Raw genomic sequence first — 22,562 nt, forward strand, 5'->3', positions numbered from 1 at the left:
CGGTGTCGGTTGGGTTTTAACACGGAAAAATGTGATGTGTTTCACTTATTCATCCCTTTCACTGCATTATATTTAAGGTAAGAAACATAAGGGAGTGTTCATCCATGAAATTATTTATGCCGAAACAGCATGGTGCCTGGGCGATGCTAATCATCCCTTTTTGGCTGGGAGCAGCAGCAAGTGAAATAATCTGGCAGCATGTCCCGTTTTTTATCGGATGGCTTTTATTATATTTAGGAACATATCCGCTACTATTAATGTTCAAGAAAAAGAAAATTCCATTCTATCGTAAATGGGCGCTCATTTATATCATGCCAGCGCTTGCGTTCCTGATGGTTCCGTTGTTCACAACGCCAACCATCGTAAGTTTCGGGCTCGCAATGATTCCGTTTTTCTTGATCAATGCGTATTTCTCTGCTAAAAATAAAGATCGTGCGCTGATGAATGATTTAAGCGCCATTGTTGTCTTTTCTATTGCCGGCCTGGCCAGCAGCTATCTGCCAAATGGGGATATCAATGAAAATGCAATTCTTGTCTTTGCATCCAGCATTCTATTTTTCACCGGAAGTACATTCTATGTAAAAACAATGATCCGCGAAAAGAAGAACAGCCAATTCAAATGGATTTCCTGGACATACCATCTTTTGGTCCCTGTTCTATGGTTAGCAGCAGGTGAGATCATCGTCGCTGTTGCCGCAGTGCCAAGCTTAATCAGAGCTGTAGCATTTTATGGCAAATCGCTATCCGTCATGAAGGTAGGGATATACGAAATCGTCAACGCCGTCCTGTTCTTTATCATCATGCTCTTTGCGATTTTGTAAAATAGATAATAAGAAAAGCCGCCAGACTTCACTGGCGGCTTTTGCTATTCTATATTGCATATTTCAACTGGACAATTCTCACAATCTATTTCTCGCTTTAGCCGATTGAGGGCATGGACGGTTATGAATCCTTTATCAATGGATATGATGTTACTTTTCCTCAGGTCGCTCAATAATCTGTTCACGACCTCGCGTGATGTGCCGCAAAAGTTTGCTAGTTCCTGGTTTGTCAGTGATACATCAATTTTTAAGCCATCTTCCGTTTTGACTCCGTAACTGTTCACCATCCGGATCAGCGTTGAGTACAGAGCCCCTTTCTTTCCATGAAGCACAAGATCCCTGAACCTTGTTTGCGATTTGCGGTGCTGGAGGGAAAGCCACTTTACGAGCTCCAGTGCCAGCCCGCTGTCCTTTTCAATTTCAGCCTCTAGCTTTTCTTTTGGAATCACTGCCACTGTCCCGCTTTCGGAGGCGCGGGCATTCAGTATATGTTGAGATGCCGGGCTGAACAAAGCTAACTCGCCAACAAATTCGCCAGCTGAACACATCCTGATTGTTAACTCGCGGCCATCTGGAACCATTTTGCTTATTTGAAATTTACCGCTTTGAATAATGTATAACTCTTCCGCGGTATTGCCTTCTTCAAAAAGAAAGCGTCCTTTGTCAATACTCTTGATTCTGTGGACCTTTTCAAAAAGCCTATTCAAATTTGGTGACAACTTTGTTGCAGTCAACATATGAATACCACCTTATTAAGAGGAGTTTTATACTCCCTTCCGTATCTGATATTAATATAATTATATTGTAAATCATACAAAGCCAGCAATAAAATTGTGAATTGTTCACATATTGTTAATAAATCTATTGCGTTTTCTTGCCATTGTTTTTATAATAAAAAGAAATTTATTTATAATTATAAATTTTTATGTTTATTTATTCATAAAGTTGAAAAGGAGGTTTCAAGTGAAGGCAGCGATCATCGGTACTACTGGGTATGGAGGTGGAGAGTTGATCCGTATCCTTGCAAATCATCCATATATCAAAATCCATTCAATCCACACGACAAGGGATGAAAAACCTGTATCAGAAGAATATCCCCATTTAACTGGGATTTTTGATAAAGTCCTCACCAAGATTGAAACAGACAAAATCGCGGAGGAATCAGACATAGTGTTCCTTGCGACCCCTTCAAAAGTATCTGGAAAGCTTGCAGAATCATTTCTCAATAAGAACATCAAAGTTATTGATCTATCAGGTGATTTGAGATTGAAAGACCCAACAGCATATGAAGCTTGGTATAAGCATGAGTCGGTCGATGCCTCTATTCTGAATCAAGCGGTATACGGGCTTAGTGAATGGAATAGGGAGCAGATCAGGAATGCCAACCTGCTGGCTAACCCTGGCTGCTATCCTACGGCAGCTCTCCTCGGGCTGGCACCTGTGCTGACAGAAAAGCTGATTGATTCAAACAGTATCATAATCGACGCTAAATCTGGTGTTTCCGGGGCAGGAAGGTCTCCGTCAATGGGCACATTATATGCCGAGTTAAATGAAAATTTCAAAATTTATAAAGTCAACGAACACCAGCATATCCCTGAAATCGAGCAGCAGCTCAGCCTTTGGAACGAAGAGGAGGTTAACGTAACCTTCAGCACACATTTAATACCCATCACGAGGGGAATCATGACTACAATATATGTCCAGTTAAAAGAAGAATTAAATACTTCTAGATTGCTGGATTTATATAAAGAAACATATGATGGCCACCCCTTTATAAGAGTTAGGAAGAATGGCGTGTTCCCTTCCGTCAAAGAGGTCAAGGGATCGAACTACTGTGATATAGGATTGAATTCAGACAGCAGGACGGGAAGGCTGACGATTGTCTCAGTGATCGATAATCTAATGAAAGGTGCTGCAGGGCAGGCGGTTCAAAACGCTAATATCATGTTTGGATTTGAGGAAAGGGCAGGACTGGAAATGATTCCACTCTATCCATAAAGGAGGAAAATATGTACCAGGCAACGACCGACAAACAGTTAATTAAGAATATCCCTGATGGAGGCATTTTAACGCCAAAAGGGTTCCAATGCGGTGGAGTACATGCAGGCTTGCGCTATACCAAGCTAGATTTAGGGATGATTGTAAGCGAGGAGCTGGCATCCTGTGCAGCGGTTTACACGACAAGCCACTTCCAGGCAGCGCCATTGGTGGTTACACAGGAAAGCATAGCAAAGGAGCAGTTGCTCCAGGCAATCGTCGTCAACAGTGCATGCGCAAATGCTTGTACCGGAGAACAAGGATATCAGGATGCCTTGAAAATGCGCTCACTGGCAGCAGAAAAAATTGGGGTTCCGGAACACCATGTTGCTGTAGCATCAACAGGTGTCATCGGTGAATTCATGCAAATGGAAAAAATTCAGAATGGTATCGGAAAGCTGTCAGTTGGCAAAGCAATTGAGGATGCCAAAGATTTTCAAACCGCAATCCTTACAACGGATACGGTAATGAAAAGCTGCTGTTACTCTGCTGAAATTGATGGGGTAACAGTGAGTATGGGAGGAGCAGCAAAAGGTTCAGGAATGATTCACCCTAATATGGCGACAATGCTTGGTTTCTTAACAACAGATGCAAAGGTCTCAAGTGAACATCTGACCGCCGCGTTAAAAGAGGTAACAAACACAACCTTCAATCAAATTACGGTGGACGGAGATACATCAACGAATGATATGGTGCTTGTGATGGCAAATGGTACTGCAGGGAATCAGCCATTGGATCCAACCCACCCAGACTGGACAGTTTTTATGGAACTGTTAAAAGAAAGCTGTGCTAGTCTTGCGAAACAGATTGCAAAGGATGGTGAAGGAGCAACTAAGCTGATTGAAATCTCAGTAGCTGGTGCAATGTCTGATGAAGAAGCTCGAATGATAGGAAAACAGATTGCAGGCTCCAACCTCGTCAAGACAGCAGTTTACGGCGCAGATGCGAACTGGGGGCGGATTATTGGGGCGATAGGCCAAAGCCCGTCTTCGATAAACCCAAAAACAGTCGATATCTACCTGGGTGAAATGGCTATGCTGAAGGGAAGCACACCCGTTGACTTTGATGAAGATGAAGCAAGGGAGTACCTGTTGAATGACAAGGTCGAAATATTCGTGGATCTCCATCTGGGAGATGGGAAAGGAATGGCATGGGGCTGCGACCTTTCCTATGATTATGTGAAAATAAATGCAAGCTATCGGACATAAAGGGGCGGATCAATTGGAGACGGTGGTCATTAAATGTGGTGGAAGTGTTCTGGAGGACCTTAATGACAATTTCTTTAATAGTCTTAAAGAATTGATCGAGGATGGGTTTTGCCCTGTCATTGTTCACGGTGGAGGTCCAGCGATTAATTCGATGCTTGAGTTATATAAAATCGAGACAAAATTCAATGATGGACTGCGTGTGACATGTGAAAAGACCATGGAAATCGTCGAAATGGTACTGTCGGGACAGACGAACCGGCAGTTATGCAGCATGCTGACGATGCATGATTTCAATGCTCTGGGCATCAATGGCAGCGATGGTCGCTGCCTTCAGGCAGACTTTATTGATAAAGAGGGTTTAGGATTTGTTGGAACCATTACGCATGTGAATACAGACTTGATTATGATGGCAATCCATAATGGCTATATTCCCGTGATTACTCCAATCGGGATCACGGAGGATGGCAGCAAGCTTAATATAAATGGCGATTATGCTGCTGCTTCGATTGCGAAAGCAATAAAGGCTGAACGCTGTGCATTTGTGACCAATGTTGATGGAATCCTGATAAATGGAGAGCTGGTCAGCGAAATGACGGATAGTCAAATAGAAAGCTGCATCACAGATGGAAGCATCTATGGAGGAATGGTTCCGAAGGTTAAGTCCGCATTATCAGCTACAAAGGCTGGCGTCGATACTGCCATGATCATTTCTGGCAAAAAGCAATTCTATAAAAATAACTGCTGGCACGGAACAGCGATTGCCGCACAGGAAGAGGTGTATAAATGAGCCATTTATTCCCGACCTATCAACGATGGGAAATTGAGCCTGAAAAAGCAGCTGGGACGATTCTCTATGGAAAGGATGGACAGCAATACTTGGATTTCACTTCTGGTATTGGCGTCTGCAATTTGGGGCATCGTCCGGAGCCAGTTGAAATTGCAGTCAAGAAACAGCTGGAATTATTCTGGCATGTATCCAATCTTTTTCCGCAGAGCATCCAGGAAGCAGCAGCGAAAAAGCTCGCAGAGGAATCTGGCCTGGATTGTGTATTTTTTGCCAATAGCGGTGCTGAAGCAAACGAAGCAGCTATTAAACTGGCAAGGAAGGCAACTGGACGGAAAAAAATAATCACTTTTCTGCAATCCTTTCACGGCAGGACCTTCGCTGGGATGGCTGCAACCGGGCAGGAAAAAATCAAGCAAGGATTCGGATGTATGCTTGAAACATTTATCCACCTGCCATTCAATAATCTAGAGTCACTGAAAGCTGAAATCGATAAGGATACAGCTGCAGTGTTGATTGAAATCATCCAGGGTGAAGGCGGAATCCATGTCGTTACTAACGAATTTATAAAAGAAGCCGAAAAGTTATGCGCTGAAAATGGCGTCTTGCTTATTATCGATGAAATCCAGACCGGGATTGGCCGGACAGGGAAGCCATTTGCCTTTCAGCACTTTGGGATTGAACCCGATATCATCACTGTTGCCAAAGGTCTAGGCAATGGATTTCCGATAGGAGCTGCGATTGGTAAAGCTAAGTTAGCAGAGTTTTTTGGGCCGGGAAGCCACGGATCGACATTTGGCGGGAATCCAATCAGTTTGGCGGCAGCGATAGCCGTTATGGACATCATTTTTAATGAAGGATTCCTTGAAGAGTCATCTGCCAAAGGGGGACTACTATTTGGGTTACTCCATAATGAACTCGGTTGGATGGAAGTGGTTAAAGACATCAGGGGAATGGGGTTGATGGCTGGAATTGAACTGACTGTACCTGCACAGCCAATTCTTGCTGAATTAAGAAAATCAGGACTGATTGCGTTGCCGGCAGGAGAAAAGGTAATCCGCCTGCTTCCTCCGTTGAATGTTAAACAAGAAGAGATAGAGAAGGCAGTCTCATTGATGAAATGCGCATTATCTAACTATAAAGTAACAGTATAAATTTTTTTAGGATTATTTGTATAAAAATAAATTAGTATAAATAAATATACGTTTGGAGATGTGTCTGATGAAAGGATATCTGCATCTGGCTGACGGCAAGACATTTCAAGGGCACTTGCATGGATCGTTAGCTGAACAGGGAATTGCCGGTGAGATCGTATTTTTTACAGGGATGACCGGTTATCAAGAAGTACTGACAGATCCTTCATATAAAAATCAAATCATTGTTTTCACCTACCCGTTGATAGGCAATTATGGAATCAATGATCATGACTTTGAAAGCAAAAAGCCGCATGTTGCAGCAGTAATTGTATTTGAGGCTGCAAAAACAGCTTATCACTATGAAGCGCAGCTCAGCTTCACTGAGTATCTGGAGAAATGGGATATTCCCGTGCTGGAGCATGTGGATACCCGGGAGCTCGTAAAATCCATCCGCCAGAACGGGACAATGCCTGCCCTCTTATCAAGAGAAGCAGCCTGTGAATCAGGCTGTGACAGTGTTAATGGTCTCAAGGTGGAGGAAGTATCATCGAGGGCACCAGAAACGATTGGCTCTGGTGACACTCACATCGTGTTAATTGATTACGGCTTTAAAAAATCCATCGCTGACTATCTGGTCAAACAAAATTGCCTCGTAACAATTGTTCCTTACAATTATAGCTTTGAACAAATCGCAGCCTTGAAGCCTGATGGTGTGCTTTTATCAAATGGACCGGGCGATCCGAAGGAATTATTCGGGCAGCTGCACGAGATCAGGAAAGTAATCGAGCACTATCCAGTATTGGGGATTTGTCTAGGGCACCAGCTGGCAGCGCTCGCACTTGGAGGGGATACAAAGAAAATGCTATTTGGCCATCGAGGAGCGAACCAGCCTGTTTACGATATAAATAGCAACCGGGTATTCATGTCTTCCCAAAACCACAGCTTTGCGGTTGATCAAAATAGTATCGGGAACACAGGATTGAAGGTCCGTTTCTTCAATAAAAATGATCAGTCAATCGAGGGCCTATACCATGAGAAATGGCCGCTGATGACAGTCCAGTTCCATCCGGAAGCAAGCCCGGGACCTGAAGACAGTGTATTCATATTTGGGGAATTCATCAATACAGTCAAATACAGAAATCGGAGAGTAGTCAGCTATGCCTAAGGATAAAAATATCAAGTCAATATTGGTAATCGGCTCAGGCCCCATCATCATCGGGCAGGCCGCTGAATTTGATTATGCAGGGACACAGGCCTGCATTGCCTTGAAAGAAGAAGGTTATCGGGTCATCCTTGTAAACAATAACCCGGCAACCGTCATGACGGATCATGTATTTGCAGATGCAGTTTATTTTGAACCAATGACAGCAGAAGGCGTTGAAAAGGTGATCCAGGCAGAAAAGCCTGATGGGATATTAGGTACCCTTGGCGGGCAGGCAGGTTTGAACCTGGTGTTTAAGCTAAGTGAGGAAGGAATTCTTGAAAAATACAATGTAAAAGTGCTGGGGACCTCGGTTGCAAGTATCAAGCAAGGTGAAGACAGGGAAGCATTTCGCAGCCTGATGCATGAGCTTAATGAACCGGTGCCGGAGAGTGAGATCGTCCAATTTGTAGAAGATGCGGTCTCTTTCGCAGAAAAAATCGGTTTCCCACTGATTGTAAGGCCAGCTTACACGCTTGGGGGAACAGGCGGCGGCATTGCCGGAACAATGGAAGAATTGGTCTCTCTTGTTACCGGAGGGCTTAGTGAGAGCCCGATTAATCAATGCCTGGTCGAAAGAAGCATTGCCGGCTATAAAGAAATTGAATACGAAATGATGCGTGATGCTGCTGGCACTTGTATTTCCATTTGTAATATGGAAAATATCGACCCGGTCGGCATCCACACAGGCGACTCGATCGTAGTGGCTCCATCACAGACGCTTACAGACAGGGAATACCAGATGCTCAGGACTTCCGCTGTTAAAATCATTTCAGTACTTGGAATCGTTGGAGGCTGCAACATCCAGTTTGCCCTCGACCCTAGGAGCAAAAATTACTATTTAATTGAAGTGAACCCACGGGTCAGCCGGTCGTCAGCACTTGCTTCCAAAGCGACTGGATACCCGATTGCGCGCATGGCGGCAAAATTGGCAGTTGGATACAACCTTGCTGAGATCATGAACCCGGTAACAGGCAATACCTTTGCCAGCTATGAGCCATCACTCGACTATGCAGTGGTAAAAATACCGAAATGGCCGTTTGAGCAATTCCCGCACATTGACAGGACTTTAGGGACACAAATGAAGGCAACCGGAGAAGCGATGGCAATTGATCGAAGCTTTGAACGCGCATTTATCAAAGCAGTCCGTTCTCTGAACATAAAAACGCTTGATTTAAAGCTGCCGGCAATTGAAGGATTTACAGTCGATCAGCTATACGATTTAACAGGAAAGCAAACAGACCAGCGGGTTTTTGCATTGCTCGAACTGCTGCGGCGGGGTGAGGCAATCCAGCTTATCCATGAAAAAACGAAAATAGATCTGTTTTTCCTAAACAGATTCAAATCCTTGACAGAAGTAGAGAATCAAATTGCAAAGCTTGGAATCGAAACGATCTCAGCTACTGAGTTAAGATATCTGAAAGAGAAAGGGTTCAGCGATGCTTATTTGGCAAATGAATGGAAGTTTAGCGAACGGCAGGTAAGAGAGCTTCGCAAAAAATACGGCATTGCACCAGTTTATAAAATGGTTGATACATGTGCGGCGGAATTTGAATCTGCTTCAAATTATTATTACTCAAGTTATATTGGTGAGAATGAAGCAAAAGTCGCAAGCAGTAAACGAAAGGTACTGGTCATAGGCAGTGGTCCGATCAGCATCGGTCAGGGAATCGAGTTTGATTATTGTTCGGTTCATGGTGTATTTGCTCTCAAAGAAGAAGATGTAGAAACAATCATGATCAACAATAATCCTGAGACAGTCAGCACAGATTTCACGATATCAGATCGATTGTATTTCGAACCCTTAACACAGGAAGACATCCTGAATGTGATTGAAATGGAAGGGATAGAGGAAGTCATTGTCCAGCTCGGCGGCCAGACTGCCTTGAATCTCGCCAAAGGCTTAGAAGAAGCTGGAGTCAAGCTGCTGGGAACGAGTTCCGCAACCATTGATTTATTTGAAGACAGGGATCAATTTTACCAGTTGCTCGACAAGCTGCAGATTCCCCGAGTAAAGGGTGAGACAGCTGGGGATGAGGGTGAACTGCTGGCCGCTGTTAAGAGATTGGGATTTCCGGTATTAATCAGGCCTTCTTATGTGATTGGCGGCTTGAATATGTTGATAATCCGAAATACAGAGGAACTTAAAACTGCTCTGGGGACAGATAATATTTCATATCCCATCCTGGTGGATCAATACCTTGAAGCAACAGAGGCGGAACTGGATCTTGCAGCCGATGGAGAGCATATCCTGATTCCCGCCATCATCGAGCACATCGAAAAGACAGGAGTCCATTCAGGGGACAGCTTCTGCATCATTCCTGCCCGCAGTTTCTCTAACGAAACAAAGGAAAAGATGGCTGAGTATGCAAAGCGGATCGTGAATGAATTGGATTATAAGGGATTAATGAACATCCAGTTCATTGTGAAAGGACATGAAGTATTTTTGCTTGAAGTCAATCCACGCTCAAGCAGGACAATGCCGATCGTCAGCAAGGTAGCAGGCGTTGAATTAGTCAAAAAAGCGACAAAAATATTGCTTGGGAAATATAAATTGTCGAAAGATGAAGTTTTGCTAAACTCCGATGCTCCATACACAGTCGTGAAACATCCCGTTTTTTCGAATTTTGCATTGAAAGGACTGGACGCCAAGACCGGTCCGCAAATGATTTCGACTGGAGAAGGAATCAGCATTGCTTCGACACTTGAAGAGGCATTGTCCAAAAGCTTTCATTCAATCAGCGGGAAAGCTGTCCATGGAGCTATCGCATATGTAGATGAAAAACAGCTACTGGACGCAGGGAAACTGGCCGGAGACTTTCATTTCATTCATATCGATAAAGTAAAAGAAGCTCGTAAGGTGGCAGCCCTGTATTGTCCAGGTGAATCAGAAAGAGACCTCTATTGGAGAGAATGGGCTGTCAAGAACAGAAAGATTGTAATGACCCAAAAGGAGACATTATCTGCACTCTTAAAAAGTGCGAAAGTACAGAGCTGGGATGTCAACCCCCTGGACAAATGGCTGGCAAAAACAAGAGAGGAAGTGGTGGCAGAATGACAGCATTGAAGCAGCTTCAAATTGATTTAAAAGGAAAGGACCTGCTAACCCTGGCTGATTTGGAACCACAGGAAATCCTGACTTTATTAGATAAGGCAATCACTTTAAAAGAAAAGACTTTAAATAAACAATTTGACCAGCCACTCAAAGGCAAAATACTCGGAATGATTTTTGATAAATCCTCAACGCGAACGAGAGTATCATTTGAGGTAGGCATGATCCAGCTGGGTGGAAGTGCCCTGTACTTAAATGGCAGCGACCTTCAGCTTGGCCGCGGCGAGACTGTGTCAGATACAGCCCAGGTTCTTTCGCAATATCTAGACGGAATCATGATCAGAACCTTCTCGCACAAGTCAGTTGAAGAACTTGCCGACTTTGCTGACATTCCAGTCATCAACGGATTGACGGATTTGTATCATCCATGCCAGGCACTTGCAGATCTTTTGACGATCTATGAAAAAAGAGGGAAGCTAAAAGGCCTCAAGCTTGCTTACATCGGTGATGGAAACAATGTCGCCCATTCCTTGATGATTGCCTGTACAAAAGTCGGGATGGATGTCTATATTGCTTCTCCAAAGGGATACTTCCCGGATGAGAAGATAACAGCACGGTGTGAAGAATTTGCAAAGCAGAGCGGTGCTAATCTGATCATTACAGACTCACCAGAAGAAGCAGTTGATGCCGCAGATATCATCTATACGGATGTGTGGACCAGCATGGGACAGGAAAATGAAAATGAGCAGAGACTCAAAGATTTTTCTGAGTTCCAGGTGAATGAAGAATTGCTAAAGGCAGCTAATGATGACTATTTATTCATGCACTGTCTCCCCGCACACCGCGGTGAAGAAGTAACAGCAGAAGTCATAGACGGTTCGCACTCCGTCGTATTCGAGCAAGCAGGAAACCGCCTGCATGCCCAGAAAGCATTGCTGGTGGAGATTTTGAAGGATTAAAAAGTGCCATAGTCCCGTTATAGTGAGTTATGGTAAAAAAGGTTCTATAGAAAGATTCTATAAGCCCGAACAGTGGGTGAAGGTATGAAAAGGTTCTATAGAAAGATTCTATAAGCCCAAATCAGTGGATGAAGGTATGAAAAGGTTCTATAGAAAGTTTTTATAAGCCCAAATCGGTGGATGAAGGTATGAAAAGGTTCTATAGAAAGATTCTATAAGCCCAAACAGTGGATGAAGGTATGAAAAGGTTCTATAGAAAGATTCTATAAGCCCAAACAGTGGATGAAGGTATGAAAAGGTTCTATAGAAAGATTCTATAAGCCCAAATCAGTGGATGAAGGTATGAAAAGGTTCTATAGAAAGATTCTATAAGCCCAAATCGGTGGCTGAATGTACGAAAAAGGCTTATAGAACTACTCTCAGTAAATTAAACGGAAAAAACCGGCTAACAAATCAGTTAGCCGGCTTTTGTCTTATGAAAAGAAAAGGACAAGTGGTCCTACAACGAAACAGTAAATCGCAAAGTACTTCAAATTTCCTCGCGCCATGATATTCATGAACCATTTTAAAGAGAAGTATGAGGCAATCAGTGAAGCGATGAATGCAAATACATATGGTACTGCCAGTTCATCAAGGTATGGGTCAGTTAAAATGTCTGAAAATCCAAGAATCATGCCACCGACGCTGACTGGAATATATAAAAGGAAAGAGTAACGCAATGCGGTTTCCTGTTTCATACCAAGTGCCATCGCCGCAACAATCGTCGCTCCAGAACGGCTAATTCCAGGGATAAGAGCTACAGCTTGGGCTAAACCTACTATAATGGCATCCTTGATGCTTAAGTCTCCATCAGTTTTACGGCCTCTCAGGTTACGGATCATCCACAATGCCAAGCCTGTGACTAACAGCGTAAAACCAACAGTCTTAATCGAAGCTAAATTGTCCTCAATAAAATCCCCAAAAAGGATCCCGATTACACCGGCTGGAATGGTTCCAACAATTAGATAAACGATGAACATGAAATCAGATTTCGCTTCTGGATCTTTGTTCTTAAGATATGCAAGTCCATTGACAATTAATCGCATGATATCTTTACGATAAATCAACAGAACAGCGAATAAAGAAGCTGTGTTTACGAGTAGTGCGAAACTCATGCCTCTGATTTCAAGCCCGAAAAAATGCTCTGCTATTTCAAGATGTCCGCTTGATGAAACAGGGATCGGTTCGGTGATACCCTGAAATAGACCGAGAAATATGTATTTAAGCAAGTCATAAAAATTTTCCATATCGTTTTGAATCCTCCGCATTTTTTTAAACTCATACACACTAATGTAACGTATAACCCTTTTTTTTGGAAGGATAAATTAAGCATAAATACTTTATTACAATAAGCAAATAATAAAATGGCCGGAATACTTTAATGAAGGAGGAAGGCAAATGGGTCAAAGTCATCAGTTCCGTGCCGGACAAAAGGCACCGAATAATGGTATTTACATTGAAATTGGCGAAACAGGCAGCAATGTCAACAATCCGCAGAAAATCAAGCTTAAAGCTGGGGACCGTTTTCCGGAAAACTCCAACCATAACCGCCACTGGACTTACATGCCTAAGTTCAAATAACCTGTACCAATAACATGACATGAGCTAATCGAGGGTGAAATTCATACGGTTTTTCCATAAGCCATCCAATGCGGATGGCTTTACTAATTGGGAATTTTTATTATAATATAATCAAAGGTCAAAAAAGGTCAAAGGAGTGGTTGGGCATGGATTTGAATAAAATGACTGAAAGCTTGCAGAATGCCTTTGTATCAGCCCAGACCCTGGCTGTTCAACATAATCACCAGGAAGTAGATGATGTGCACCTGTTGCTTGCCCTTCTTGAACAGGATGGCAATCTGGCCGCAACCTTGTTTTCTGGAATCGGATTGAATCTAGATCATTATATAGAAGAATTGAACCATATCCTGTCAAAGAAGCCGCAAGTTTCTGGCAGCGGGGCAGAACAGGGGAAATTATATATTACGGCAACACTGCAGAAGGTTTTGGCGCAGGCAGAAAAGGAAATGAAACAGTTTGAGGATGATTATTTGTCCGTTGAACATGTCTTGTTATCTTTACTTGGAATATCGAGCTCAGAAGCAGGGGCAACTTTAAAAAAATACAATGTTAGCAGAGAAAAATTATTAGCGAAAATCAATGAAGTTAGGGGGAACCAGAGAGTGACTTCACAAAACCCAGAAGCAACTTATGAAGTGTTAAAAAAGTATGGCCGTGATCTTGTGGAGGAAGTCCGGGCAGGAAAGGTTGACCCGGTGATCGGCAGGGACAGTGAAATTCGCAATGTCATCCGCATCCTCTCAAGGAAGACGAAAAATAATCCAGTTTTGATCGGTGAGCCAGGTGTTGGCAAGACAGCGATTGTCGAAGGGCTTGCACAGAGGATTGTCCGCAGGGATGTTCCGGAAGGCCTGAAGGATAAAACGATTTTCGCACTGGATATGAGTTCGCTGATAGCGGGAGCGAAATTCCGTGGGGAATTCGAGGAGAGACTGAAAGCAGTATTAAATGAAGTGAAAAAGAGCGAAGGCAAAATCCTGTTGTTCATCGATGAGCTTCATACCATTGTTGGCGCAGGTAAAACAGAAGGGGCAATGGATGCTGGTAATATGTTGAAACCGATGCTTGCTCGTGGAGAACTGCATTGTATCGGGGCAACGACACTTGATGAGCATCGCAAGTATATTGAAAAGGATCCAGCACTGGAACGAAGATTCCAGCAGGTATTAGTGCAGGAGCCGGATGTCGAGGATACCGTGTCCATTTTACGAGGATTGAAGGAAAGGTTTGAAATCCACCATGGAGTAAACATCCATGATCGTGCTCTTGTTGCTGCAGCGACATTATCTGACAGGTATATCACCGACCGATTTTTGCCGGACAAGGCGATTGACCTTGTTGATGAAGCATGCGCGATGATTCGTACAGAAATTGATTCGATGCCAACAGAGCTCGATGAAGTGACCAGAAGGGTGATGCAGCTGGAAATTGAAGAAGCTGCGTTGACTAAGGAAAAAGATGATGCCAGCCGGGAGCGACTCGAAACTCTTCGTAAGGAACTTGCCAACTTGAGGGAAAAAGCAAATGCAATGAAATCAAGATGGCAGAAGGAAAAGGAAGGCATCCATAAGGTTCAGGAACAGCGGGAGCTGCTGGAAAAGCTTCGCCGAGAACTGGAAAAAGCAGAAAATGACTATGATTTGAATAAAGCAGCTGAACTTAGGCATGGCCGAATTCCTGAGCTTGAAAAAAATCTGAAGGCACTCGAATTGGAAGTCAGCGAAAATGAAGGAGAAAGATTGCTTCGGGAAGAAGTCACCGAAGAAGAAATTGCCGGGATTGTTTCACGGTGGACAGGTATTCCGGTGATGAAGCTGGTTGAAGGAGAACGCGAAAAGCTTCTCAAGCTTGAGAGCATCCTCCATGAACGTGTTGTCGGACAGGATGAAGCGGTATCGCTTGTGTCCGATGCGGTCCTCAGGGCAAGAGCGGGAATCAAGGATCCGAACAGGCCAATCGGGTCATTCATCTTCCTCGGGCCTACAGGTGTGGGTAAAACCGAACTGGCCAAAACGCTTGCTCAGTCATTGTTCGATAGTGAAGAGCATATCATCCGGATCGATATGTCAGAGTATATGGAAAAACATGCTGTATCGAGACTGATTGGCGCACCTCCAGGATATGTAGGGTATGAAGAAGGCGGCCAGCTGACAGAAGCGGTCAGAAGGAACCCTTATTCTGTCATCCTCCTCGATGAAGTGGAGAAAGCACATCCAGAAGTGTTTAATATCCTTCTGCAAATGCTGGATGATGGACGGGTGACTGATTCTCAGGGCAGGGTGGTCGACTTTAAGAATACGGTGATCATCATGACGTCCAATATTGGTTCGCATCATTTGCTTGACCGGCAGGATGGGGACGAAGAAATTTCCTCTGAAACGAGGGATCTTGTGATGGCGCAACTGCGCAGCCATTTCCGTCCAGAATTCCTTAACCGTGTAGATGAAATCATTTTATTCAAGCCTTTAGCATTAAAGGAAATCAAAATGATTGTCGAAAAGCTAGTGAAGAATTTGCAGGGAAGGCTCGCTGACCAGCAGATACAGCTGTCAATCACTGATGAAGCAAAGGAATTTTTAGCTGAACATGGATTCGACCCTGTTTATGGTGCGCGACCGTTGAAGCGATTTATCCAGAGAAGTGTCGAAACCAAGCTTGCCAGAGAAATCATTGCAGGCAGGATCAAAGAGAAGAGCCAGGTAGAAATTGGCGTCAACGAGGGAGATATCTCATTAAGTGTTATGTAATGAATGTCTGTTATAAATGAAGTTGATTTTTTGGAATCTAAGCGGAAAATTTTCGCTTAAATTGGAAACGCCCCTTATTTCGTTAAAAATAAGGGGCGTTTTTCCGTTTATTTCGTCCGAATCGTTGGATTTTGTCATATTTAAAGCAGTTAACCGGAAAATCTCCGCTTATTTCGGCTCAATTAGCGTCCTCTATATACAATAGCCGGAAATTCTCCGCTTATGAATTCCCATCCCTACGCGAATATCAACACTGAATCCTAAGTGAGCCAATGAAAAAAGTCATCCGGCTGGATGACTTTTTTATGTACTAATGAGTATGGTTTTCTTCAGAACCATTTGGAAGAACAGCAGGAAACACAAGGAGAATGATTGTTGACACAACTGCCAGGATCGCACTTTGAGCTAAGTCCAGTCCAACGCCGATCATCGCGCCAGCTACGTAATTTAGCATTAGGACCAGGAGGAATGTCCAGAGTAATGTCCAGAAATATTTCACGATTTTCACCTCTTACATTATTAAATCTTTTCTCATCTTACCACAAGCCATATAAATTATAAATGAATTTCACATAAATTGAAAAGCGTTTTCACGAAACACTTTATTTTGTAAAACCTGGTAAAATTATATTAGACAAAGTTATGAAGGTTAAAGCAAAGTGAAGGGATTAATCCTGAAAAATGGGCAAACCCCCTTTCATTTCCTGTTAAATTACATACAGTAATATGAATAATCTATAGGGAAAGGGGATGGTAAGATGGAGAGCCGGAACTTTAAACTGGATACCGAATGGAATGTTATCCATTATCCTGAAAGGCCAAACGGTTTCGGTATCCTGACAATCGGAGACGAAAGGCATTTTGTGAACGACAGCAGCAGCTTCTGGACGCAGAATGAAGGTAAACGTTCATTACTGAACATATGGAAAAAAGAAGGGTATACGGTCTTCTATTCAAATTTATATGGAAAGCACTGGGGAAGTGAGAAGGCTGTCGATTTAACGATGAGACTGTGCAGCCATATCGTCCGAAATGAAATCTTGAATACCTCTTTCCATGTCGTTGCAGAAGGCATGGGCGCACTTGTAGCCTTGAAGCTTTTAGCGGATAGTGACTTTAAAATCAGGAGTTTGATCTTAATCAATCCGATCCTCTCTTTAAGTAAGCATCTGGAGCAGGAAAAGGAGAATAAGTTTTTTTATAAAAAGCTTGTCGCTGAACTAGAAGCGGCTTACGAAACAGAAATTAGCAAGCTGCTTGAGAGCCTGGATGAAATCTCTTCCAGTCCTGTTTTCAAGAAAGAAACACCGGTCAAAATCATCCATGTATTATCAGGAAACAGGTCCTACAAACAGTCTGGCATCCTTAAGGAACTGTCCGCTGAATGGGAGAAAGATGGCCTGCCGGTAACAGTGAGCTATGTACTTTCAGAAAAAATGCTCCAAGTAGGAAGCCAAAGCGTACATTTTTTTACAAAATATGAGCAAGTCCTATAACTCCCTGCAATATTTTGACTTTTAGATTCATAGGATACAAGAGAGTATTTGCAGGGAGGAATATAAATGGAAAGGGCAACGATTCTCGGAATATATGATTTTATAGGGTATGGCTTGTGCCGGTATTTGCTTGATCAGGGTGTTGAGATAAGTGGAATCCATACAGAAGGAAACAAAAAGGATTATTTTATAGAGGAAAAACGCCTGGAAATCGGCAGGAATGCCAACTTCCTGGAAATCGGACTGCAAGAATGGGAAGCAGAACGAGCAGAAGGAATTCTATTTGTGGCGTTGTTTGAATCCCTACAGAGTCGGCAAAATTCGGATGATCTATTGAAAGTACTTCTGAGTGACCTAGAAAATCGACAACTGAAAAAGCTGCCGACAGCCGTCATATTGCCAGCTTATTTTGCTCAGGAGAAAGCAGATTTGAGACAGCAAGAGGCAAGTGTGATCTCTTTGATCTCTAGCTGGGATTCCAATCTTCTTACACTTTATTTGCCGACCATTTATGGACCATGGCAGCCGGAAGAATGCTTCTTCCAGCAAGCAATGTTTCAATCTTCATATAAAAATAAGAAGATACCTGACATGGAATGGACGCATGATTGTCTTTATATAGATGATGCTGTAAAAATGATAAAGGAAATGGCTGAGTCAGGGCTTCAGGGACAGTATATATTATCTAGTGGAGAACAGGATAAATGGTTTCAGTGTGCAGAAGAGCTGCTGGGCAGGGAGGCAGGGTTGCTTAGAAATAAGGCTGCAGCACCTGCAATAAAAAAATCCATCCAGGTCATGACAGTAGGACAAAATGAGCAAATCGGCAAGGGGTTAAGCAGGCAAAAGGAGCAATTTAACCGGATACAGGACAGCAGGGTGTAAGCGAATTTCAATAAATGACTTTTCAAACTAATACTCCAAAGAGTAAAATGGTAAAAGATTCTTTTAATCGGTTCCATTTTAATAAAGCGAACACTGAATATAAAAGTGTATTGCACAGTGGCGCATAAAGGAGATGCATCGGATGCTGAAACGTTTCGGGCTAATATTGTTAAGCCTTCTTTTGCTTGGGGGATGCGGACAACCTCTTTCTACGGGCAAGGTTGAGAAAGTAGGCCTCTTGGTGCCTGAAACTATTAATGATCAGGTGTGGGGGACGAAAGGGTATCGGGGACTCCTGCAAATCCAATCCAGCCTGGGAGTTGATGTCTTCTTCAAAGAAGGGATGAATTCACAGGAAGTTGTTGAGGATGCGGTGAGGGAGTTCGACCGGCAGGGAGTCAATCTTATATATGGACATGGAAATGAGTACGCTGCTTATTTCAATAAAATTTCAAGTGAATATCCCGACATACATTTCATTAGTTTTAATGGAGATGCGAGGGAAGGAAATACGACAAGCTTAAACTTCAAGGCATATGCTATGGGCTTTTTTGGCGGTATGGTCGCGAGCTATATGTCTGAAACCGGCAGAGTCGGAATCATAGCCGCGTATGAGTGGCAGCCTGAAGTGGAGGGCTTTTACGATGGCGCGATGTTTGAAAATAAGGATATGAAGGTCGACATTCGCCTTGTTGGACACTGGGATGACGAAAAGAAGGCACTCGATGTCTTGGACGATGTATTGGCTGAGGGAGCTGATGTCATATACCCTGCTGGAGATGGGTATAATGTACCTGTCATTGAAAGGGTAAAGGACCGAGGTTTATATGTGATTGGCTATATTTCCGACCAATCAGATTTCGGTGAGTCCACGGTATTGACCAGTACTGTCCAGCATGTGGATGACTTGTATGAACTGACGGCAGAGAAGTACAATAATGGGGAGCTCAAATCGGGCAACCTGAGCTTCGACTTCCAGGATGGAGTTATTTCCCTTGGGAAATTCAGTCCTCAAGTCGATTCAAATTTCAGGGAAAGAATCGGGACTTATATCAATACATATAAGGAAACCGGCAAATTGCCCAACCAGTAAATGATTTCAAAGGAGACAATAGACATGCAAAGTAATGACAAAACAATGGAGTTCATGCAAATTGCCATGAAGTATCTTCCGGAAGCACAGCAAAAACTTCAGGAGGCAGGCATTGAGTTGACAATGGACAACCTGCAGCCGTTTTTCACACTTTTCACTAATGTAATGAACGAAGCATATGAGCTTGGAAAAGCGGATGCTGCAAAAGAATAGCATACATAGTAAAAGCTGAGGCCTGCCCTCAGCTTTTATTTTTTTCAATAAATTGGTCAAACAGAGGCCGTACCTTTCCCATTAGCGGCTTGAGCTCGCGAGCTGATGTGATCAAGGTGTCTACATGATACATCACTTCATCTAAATCGATTTGTCCTAAATACTTATTTAGTGGGGAGACATTGTTGACACTTTCCTCACTCGTTTCTTCTGTTTTTCTTGACCTTCCGAACATGAAATGGTCGAAAGGATCATATTCCTGTTCACGTTGTTCGGAACTCTCCTCATTTTCCCTCCTGAGCTTAAAACCAAAGAGGTCCCGGGTTCTTTCATCCTCCACCTTCACTCCCACCTTTCTCTATTTCTCTTTTTATAGGCACTTTTAGTGAAAAAAACATTTAAAAGTATTTTTGAGCAACTGGTTAGACTGGCTTATTCTGGATGGTTTCAGGTCGTTAAAAGCCGGCCTGAAAGCATTGTTTTTCCCTATCAGTTTATGATTGATCTGGCTATATGGACTAGGGCATGTGCGGAAATCTTATTTTTAAGTTGCAGTGAAAGAGCAGTTTCTGATAAAATTAGTACCAAGTCATAATAATTGATAATAAATTATAGCTAAATAGACAGAATCCAATATAAAAGGAGATGGATCCCATGAATGCAGGGATAACTGGGGTTGGGCGGTATTTGCCGGAGGAAGTTGTAACAAACCTTGATCTTGAAAAAAAGATGGATACTTCAGATGAATGGATCAGGACAAGAACGGGGATTGAAGAAAGAAGAATAGCAGGCGACGATATGGATACTTCAGATTTAGCCTATCGTGCTGCTGTTGAAGCCATCAGCAATGCGGGGATTTCAGCCGAGGACCTCGACTTGATCTTAGTGGCGACTGTCACACCTGATCAGCCATTCCCAACTGTAGCATGTATGCTCCAGGATCAATTGGGAGCGAAAAAAGCTGCAGCAATGGACTTGAGTGCTGCTTGTGCTGGATTTATGTATGGAATGGTTACCGCAAAACAATTTATTGAGGCGGGCACATATAAGTATGTTTTAATAGTAGGTGTAGAAAAGCTTTCAAAAATAACCGACTGGAATGACCGCAACACGGCTGTGCTATTCGGTGATGGGGCCGGAGCAGTTGTCATGGGGCCTGTTTCAGATAACAGAGGGGTGCTTTCTTTTGAACTGGGGTCCGATGGTTCAGGTGGGAAGCACTTATATCAGGATGATTATATCGTCATGAATGGTCGGGAAGTCTTTAAATTTGCAGTTAGGCAAATGGGAGAGAGCAGTATCAATGTCCTGGAAAAAGCCGGGCTCTCAAAAGAAGATGTCGATTTCCTGATTCCGCATCAGGCAAATATCAGGATTATGGAAGCAGCTCGTCAGCGGCTTGAGCTCCCTGTAGAAAAAATGTCAAAGACCGTCCATAAATATGGAAATACATCTGCCGCGTCGATTCCAATCTCGCTTTTTGAGGAACTGGAAGCAGGAAAGATAAAAGATGGAGATGTCGTAGTAATGGTTGGCTTTGGCGGCGGATTGACATGGGGCGCGATTGCAATGCGATGGGGTAATTAAACTAATTATCATATGAACTCTATATAAATTAACAGTACGAATAAAGGAGATGCAAAATGATGGAGAAACGCAGAGTTGTTGTTACAGGGATCGGGGCTGTTACGCCTCTTGGAAATGACGCCGGAACTACCTGGAATAATATCATTGAAGGAGTATCGGGAATCGGCCCGATCACAAGACTGAATGCCGATGAATTCCCTGCAAAAGTGGCGGCAGAAGTAAAAGAATTCAATGTTGAGAACTTTATAGACAGGAAAGATGCCAGGAAGATGGACCGTTTTACTCATTATGCAGTGGCGGCTTCATTGATGGCTGTGAAAGATTCAGGACTTGAAATCACAGATGAAAATGCTCCGCGGGTCGGTGTGTGGATCGGATCAGGCATCGGCGGGATGGAGACATTCGAGCAGCAGCACGAAACGTTCATGAACCGAGGATACCGAAGAGTCAGTCCTTTCTTCGTACCGATGATGATTCCTGATATGGCAACAGGACAGGTATCCATCACTCTAGGAGCAAGAGGATTTAATTCCTGTACGGTCACAGCATGTGCGACTGGAACCAACTCAATCGGGGATGCTTTCAAGGTCATCCAGCGCGGCGATGCCGATGTGATGGTTACTGGCGGCGCAGAAGCTCCGATCACAAAGATGTCCTTCGCAGGATTCTGTGCGAATACAGCACTTTCTACCAACCAGGACCCGCAAAAAGCGAGCAGACCTTTCGATAAAGATCGAGATGGCTTCGTTATGGGTGAGGGCGCTGGAATCGTTGTCTTGGAAGATTTAGAGCACGCATTGGCACGCGGAGCTAAAATCTATGCAGAAATCGTGGGTTACGGCGCTACCGGCGATGCCTACCATATTACCGCTCCAGCTCCTGAAGGGGAAGGCGGCGCAAGAGCGATGAAAATGGCTCTTGACGATGCAGGCCTTGCACCAGAAGAAGTTGGGTATATCAATGCACACGGAACAAGCACCGAATATAATGATAAATTTGAAACAATGGCCATCAAGACAGTGTTTGGCGAGCATGCATACAAGCTTGCAGTAAGCTCAACCAAATCGATGACAGGCCACTTGCTTGGTGCAGCAGGCGGAATCGAAGCGATCTTCACAATCCTCGCTTTGAAGGAAGGAATCCTGCCGCCAACCATCAACCTGGATACACCGGACCCAGATTGTGACCTCGATTATGTGCCGAACGCAGCGCGTAAGCAAGAGGTTAATGCAGCAATCAGCAACTCACTGGGCTTCGGCGGCCACAACGCCACCATCGCTTTCCGAAAATACGAAGCATAATAAGTTTCGAGGGTGAGCCCCTCACAATATTGAAGCAGAAACCCTGTTTGATCGGGTTTCTGCTTTTTTATTTTGCAGACAGGGCATTTGGGACAAAATGAAGACACTGCATTGCCCGAAAATGATTCAGCAAACGAATTTCGGTAAAAGCAAATCTTCCATAGTCTACATTTCACTTAACTGCCCCCATCCTTATCAATGAAAAACCAGACTTAAGCCCTCATGAACTAAACAGAAAAAATACCTAAATCTATTTTCCTGAAAAAGTATTATTCGTTCAAAAAGCATACTTCTAAAAAATATTCGAGGAATATTATCTTAAAAAAAGTAATGAAAGTGTAATAAAAGGGCGGCGTTTCTAATAATTAATAATTATCAGAATCTTCTCCTGAACAGAAAATCAAATCTTTTATATCAATTCA

At 43.4% G+C, this 22,562-nt stretch carries 20 protein-coding genes; 16 read left to right on the forward strand and 4 right to left on the reverse strand.

Going from position 1 to position 22,562, the window contains the following annotated elements:
- Positions 1-104 precede the first annotated feature (104 nt).
- A complete protein-coding gene (locus tag RH061_RS06375; protein WP_311074729.1) occupies positions 105-821 on the forward strand; it encodes a YwiC-like family protein in 717 nt (238 codons plus the stop codon).
- Between the two features lie 44 nt (positions 822-865).
- Here RH061_RS06375 and RH061_RS06380 read toward each other — a convergent pair whose 3' ends face one another.
- Entirely contained in the window at positions 866-1,558 is a 693-nt protein-coding gene (locus tag RH061_RS06380) for a Crp/Fnr family transcriptional regulator (RefSeq protein WP_311074731.1), read from the reverse strand.
- Between the two features lie 226 nt (positions 1,559-1,784).
- On the opposite strand from RH061_RS06380, the gene argC reads away from it, so the two are divergent.
- From argC to argF, 7 genes are all read left to right on the forward strand, one after another.
- The gene (gene argC, locus RH061_RS06385) at positions 1,785-2,819 is read left to right on the forward strand and encodes an N-acetyl-gamma-glutamyl-phosphate reductase (protein ID WP_311074732.1); all 1,035 of its coding nucleotides are present in this window, start codon (positions 1,785-1,787) and stop codon (positions 2,817-2,819) included.
- An 11-nt stretch (positions 2,820-2,830) separates the two neighbouring features.
- On the forward strand, positions 2,831-4,066 hold the full coding sequence (gene argJ / locus RH061_RS06390) for a bifunctional ornithine acetyltransferase/N-acetylglutamate synthase (RefSeq protein WP_311074733.1): 1,236 nt from the start codon (positions 2,831-2,833) through the stop codon (positions 4,064-4,066).
- Entirely contained in the window at positions 4,047-4,853 is an 807-nt protein-coding gene (argB, locus tag RH061_RS06395) for an acetylglutamate kinase (protein WP_311074735.1), read from the forward strand. Before argJ ends, argB begins: the two co-directional genes overlap by 20 nt.
- A complete protein-coding gene (locus RH061_RS06400; RefSeq protein ID WP_311074737.1) occupies positions 4,850-6,004 on the forward strand; it encodes an acetylornithine transaminase in 1,155 nt (384 codons plus the stop codon). The genes argB and RH061_RS06400 overlap by 4 nt, the downstream gene beginning before the upstream one ends.
- Before the next feature lie 67 nt (positions 6,005-6,071).
- Positions 6,072-7,151, forward strand: coding sequence for a carbamoyl phosphate synthase small subunit (locus tag RH061_RS06405; protein ID WP_311074740.1), 1,080 nt, complete (start codon positions 6,072-6,074; stop codon positions 7,149-7,151).
- Entirely contained in the window at positions 7,144-10,245 is a 3,102-nt protein-coding gene (locus tag RH061_RS06410) for a carbamoyl-phosphate synthase (glutamine-hydrolyzing) large subunit (RefSeq protein WP_311074742.1), read from the forward strand. Before RH061_RS06405 ends, RH061_RS06410 begins: the two co-directional genes overlap by 8 nt.
- Positions 10,242-11,198, forward strand: a complete 957-nt coding sequence (gene argF / locus RH061_RS06415) for an ornithine carbamoyltransferase (protein WP_311074744.1) — start codon at positions 10,242-10,244, stop codon at positions 11,196-11,198. Before RH061_RS06410 ends, argF begins: the two co-directional genes overlap by 4 nt.
- A 473-nt stretch (positions 11,199-11,671) precedes the next feature.
- On the opposite strand, the gene RH061_RS06420 is transcribed toward argF, so the two are convergent.
- Positions 11,672-12,484 carry an undecaprenyl-diphosphate phosphatase gene (locus RH061_RS06420; RefSeq protein WP_311074745.1) on the reverse strand — a complete coding sequence of 271 codons (813 nt, stop codon included), beginning with the start codon at positions 12,482-12,484 and terminating at the stop codon, positions 11,672-11,674.
- 151 nt (positions 12,485-12,635) lie between these two features.
- Here RH061_RS06420 and RH061_RS06425 point away from each other — a divergent pair, with 151 nt between their 5' ends.
- Positions 12,636-12,818 (forward strand): YjzC family protein, encoded by a 183-nt coding sequence (locus RH061_RS06425; protein ID WP_079508079.1) that lies wholly within the window; start codon positions 12,636-12,638, stop codon positions 12,816-12,818.
- A 146-nt stretch (positions 12,819-12,964) separates the two neighbouring features.
- Complete coding sequence (clpB, locus tag RH061_RS06430; protein WP_311074748.1) at positions 12,965-15,565, forward strand: ATP-dependent chaperone ClpB; 2,601 nt, start codon at positions 12,965-12,967, stop codon at positions 15,563-15,565.
- Positions 15,566-15,875: 310 nt separating this feature from the next.
- Here clpB and RH061_RS06435 read toward each other — a convergent pair whose 3' ends face one another.
- The gene (locus tag RH061_RS06435) at positions 15,876-16,064 is read right to left on the reverse strand and encodes a YjzD family protein (protein WP_311074750.1); all 189 of its coding nucleotides are present in this window, start codon (positions 16,062-16,064) and stop codon (positions 15,876-15,878) included.
- A 259-nt stretch (positions 16,065-16,323) separates the two neighbouring features.
- Between RH061_RS06435 and RH061_RS06440 the strand changes: the two genes are divergently transcribed.
- The 4 genes from RH061_RS06440 (at position 16,324) to RH061_RS06455 (ending at position 19,252) form a co-directional block, all read left to right on the forward strand.
- Complete coding sequence (locus tag RH061_RS06440) at positions 16,324-17,061, forward strand: hydrolase (RefSeq protein WP_311074752.1); 738 nt, start codon at positions 16,324-16,326, stop codon at positions 17,059-17,061.
- Positions 17,062-17,127: 66 nt separating this feature from the next.
- A complete protein-coding gene (locus RH061_RS06445) occupies positions 17,128-17,946 on the forward strand; it encodes a hypothetical protein (RefSeq protein ID WP_311074754.1) in 819 nt (272 codons plus the stop codon).
- 142 nt (positions 17,947-18,088) lie between these two features.
- Positions 18,089-19,039: a BMP family ABC transporter substrate-binding protein gene (locus tag RH061_RS06450; RefSeq protein ID WP_463675597.1), complete on the forward strand. Its 951-nt coding sequence runs from the start codon at positions 18,089-18,091 to the stop codon at positions 19,037-19,039.
- Between the two features lie 24 nt (positions 19,040-19,063).
- Positions 19,064-19,252 carry a ComZ family protein gene (locus RH061_RS06455; protein ID WP_041967344.1) on the forward strand — a complete coding sequence of 63 codons (189 nt, stop codon included), beginning with the start codon at positions 19,064-19,066 and terminating at the stop codon, positions 19,250-19,252.
- Between the two features lie 28 nt (positions 19,253-19,280).
- Here RH061_RS06455 and RH061_RS06460 read toward each other — a convergent pair whose 3' ends face one another.
- Positions 19,281-19,592: a hypothetical protein gene (locus tag RH061_RS06460; RefSeq protein ID WP_311074756.1), complete on the reverse strand. Its 312-nt coding sequence runs from the start codon at positions 19,590-19,592 to the stop codon at positions 19,281-19,283.
- Between the two features lie 314 nt (positions 19,593-19,906).
- On the opposite strand from RH061_RS06460, the gene RH061_RS06465 reads away from it, so the two are divergent.
- Both RH061_RS06465 and fabF read left to right on the forward strand, forming a co-directional pair.
- Positions 19,907-20,839 (forward strand): beta-ketoacyl-ACP synthase III, encoded by a 933-nt coding sequence (locus RH061_RS06465; protein ID WP_311074758.1) that lies wholly within the window; start codon positions 19,907-19,909, stop codon positions 20,837-20,839.
- A gap of 59 nt (positions 20,840-20,898) precedes the next feature.
- Positions 20,899-22,140, forward strand: a complete 1,242-nt coding sequence (gene fabF / locus RH061_RS06470; protein WP_311076303.1) for a beta-ketoacyl-ACP synthase II — start codon at positions 20,899-20,901, stop codon at positions 22,138-22,140.
- Positions 22,141-22,562 lie beyond the last annotated feature (422 nt).

The sequence above is a fragment of the Mesobacillus jeotgali genome (assembly GCF_031759225.1).
In the GTDB taxonomy this organism is placed as follows: Bacteria; Bacillota; Bacilli; order Bacillales; family Cytobacillaceae; genus Mesobacillus; species Mesobacillus jeotgali_B.

Excerpts from the sequence above, each read along its gene's own strand:
- RH061_RS06420 (WP_311074745.1), bottom strand. The coding sequence starts at position 12,484 with ATGGAAAATTTTTATGACTTGCTTAAATACATATTTCTCGGTCTATTT.
- RH061_RS06405 (WP_311074740.1), top strand. The coding sequence starts at position 6,072 with ATGAAAGGATATCTGCATCTGGCTGACGGCAAGACATTTCAAGGGCAC.
- RH061_RS06440 (WP_311074752.1), top strand. The coding sequence starts at position 16,324 with ATGGAGAGCCGGAACTTTAAACTGGATACCGAATGGAATGTTATCCAT.
- RH061_RS06380 (WP_311074731.1), bottom strand. The coding sequence starts at position 1,558 with ATGTTGACTGCAACAAAGTTGTCACCAAATTTGAATAGGCTTTTTGAA.
- RH061_RS06465 (WP_311074758.1), top strand. The coding sequence starts at position 19,907 with ATGAATGCAGGGATAACTGGGGTTGGGCGGTATTTGCCGGAGGAAGTT.
- RH061_RS06400 (WP_311074737.1), top strand. The coding sequence starts at position 4,850 with ATGAGCCATTTATTCCCGACCTATCAACGATGGGAAATTGAGCCTGAA.
- argJ (WP_311074733.1), top strand. The coding sequence starts at position 2,831 with ATGTACCAGGCAACGACCGACAAACAGTTAATTAAGAATATCCCTGAT.
- RH061_RS06410 (WP_311074742.1), top strand. The coding sequence starts at position 7,144 with ATGCCTAAGGATAAAAATATCAAGTCAATATTGGTAATCGGCTCAGGC.
- RH061_RS06450 (WP_463675597.1), top strand. The coding sequence starts at position 18,089 with ATGCTGAAACGTTTCGGGCTAATATTGTTAAGCCTTCTTTTGCTTGGG.
- RH061_RS06455 (WP_041967344.1), top strand. The coding sequence starts at position 19,064 with ATGCAAAGTAATGACAAAACAATGGAGTTCATGCAAATTGCCATGAAG.
- clpB (WP_311074748.1), top strand. The coding sequence starts at position 12,965 with ATGGATTTGAATAAAATGACTGAAAGCTTGCAGAATGCCTTTGTATCA.
- RH061_RS06445 (WP_311074754.1), top strand. The coding sequence starts at position 17,128 with ATGGAAAGGGCAACGATTCTCGGAATATATGATTTTATAGGGTATGGC.
- RH061_RS06425 (WP_079508079.1), top strand. The coding sequence starts at position 12,636 with ATGGGTCAAAGTCATCAGTTCCGTGCCGGACAAAAGGCACCGAATAAT.
- RH061_RS06375 (WP_311074729.1), top strand. The coding sequence starts at position 105 with ATGAAATTATTTATGCCGAAACAGCATGGTGCCTGGGCGATGCTAATC.
- argB (WP_311074735.1), top strand. The coding sequence starts at position 4,047 with ATGCAAGCTATCGGACATAAAGGGGCGGATCAATTGGAGACGGTGGTC.
- fabF (WP_311076303.1), top strand. The coding sequence starts at position 20,899 with ATGGAGAAACGCAGAGTTGTTGTTACAGGGATCGGGGCTGTTACGCCT.
- argF (WP_311074744.1), top strand. The coding sequence starts at position 10,242 with ATGACAGCATTGAAGCAGCTTCAAATTGATTTAAAAGGAAAGGACCTG.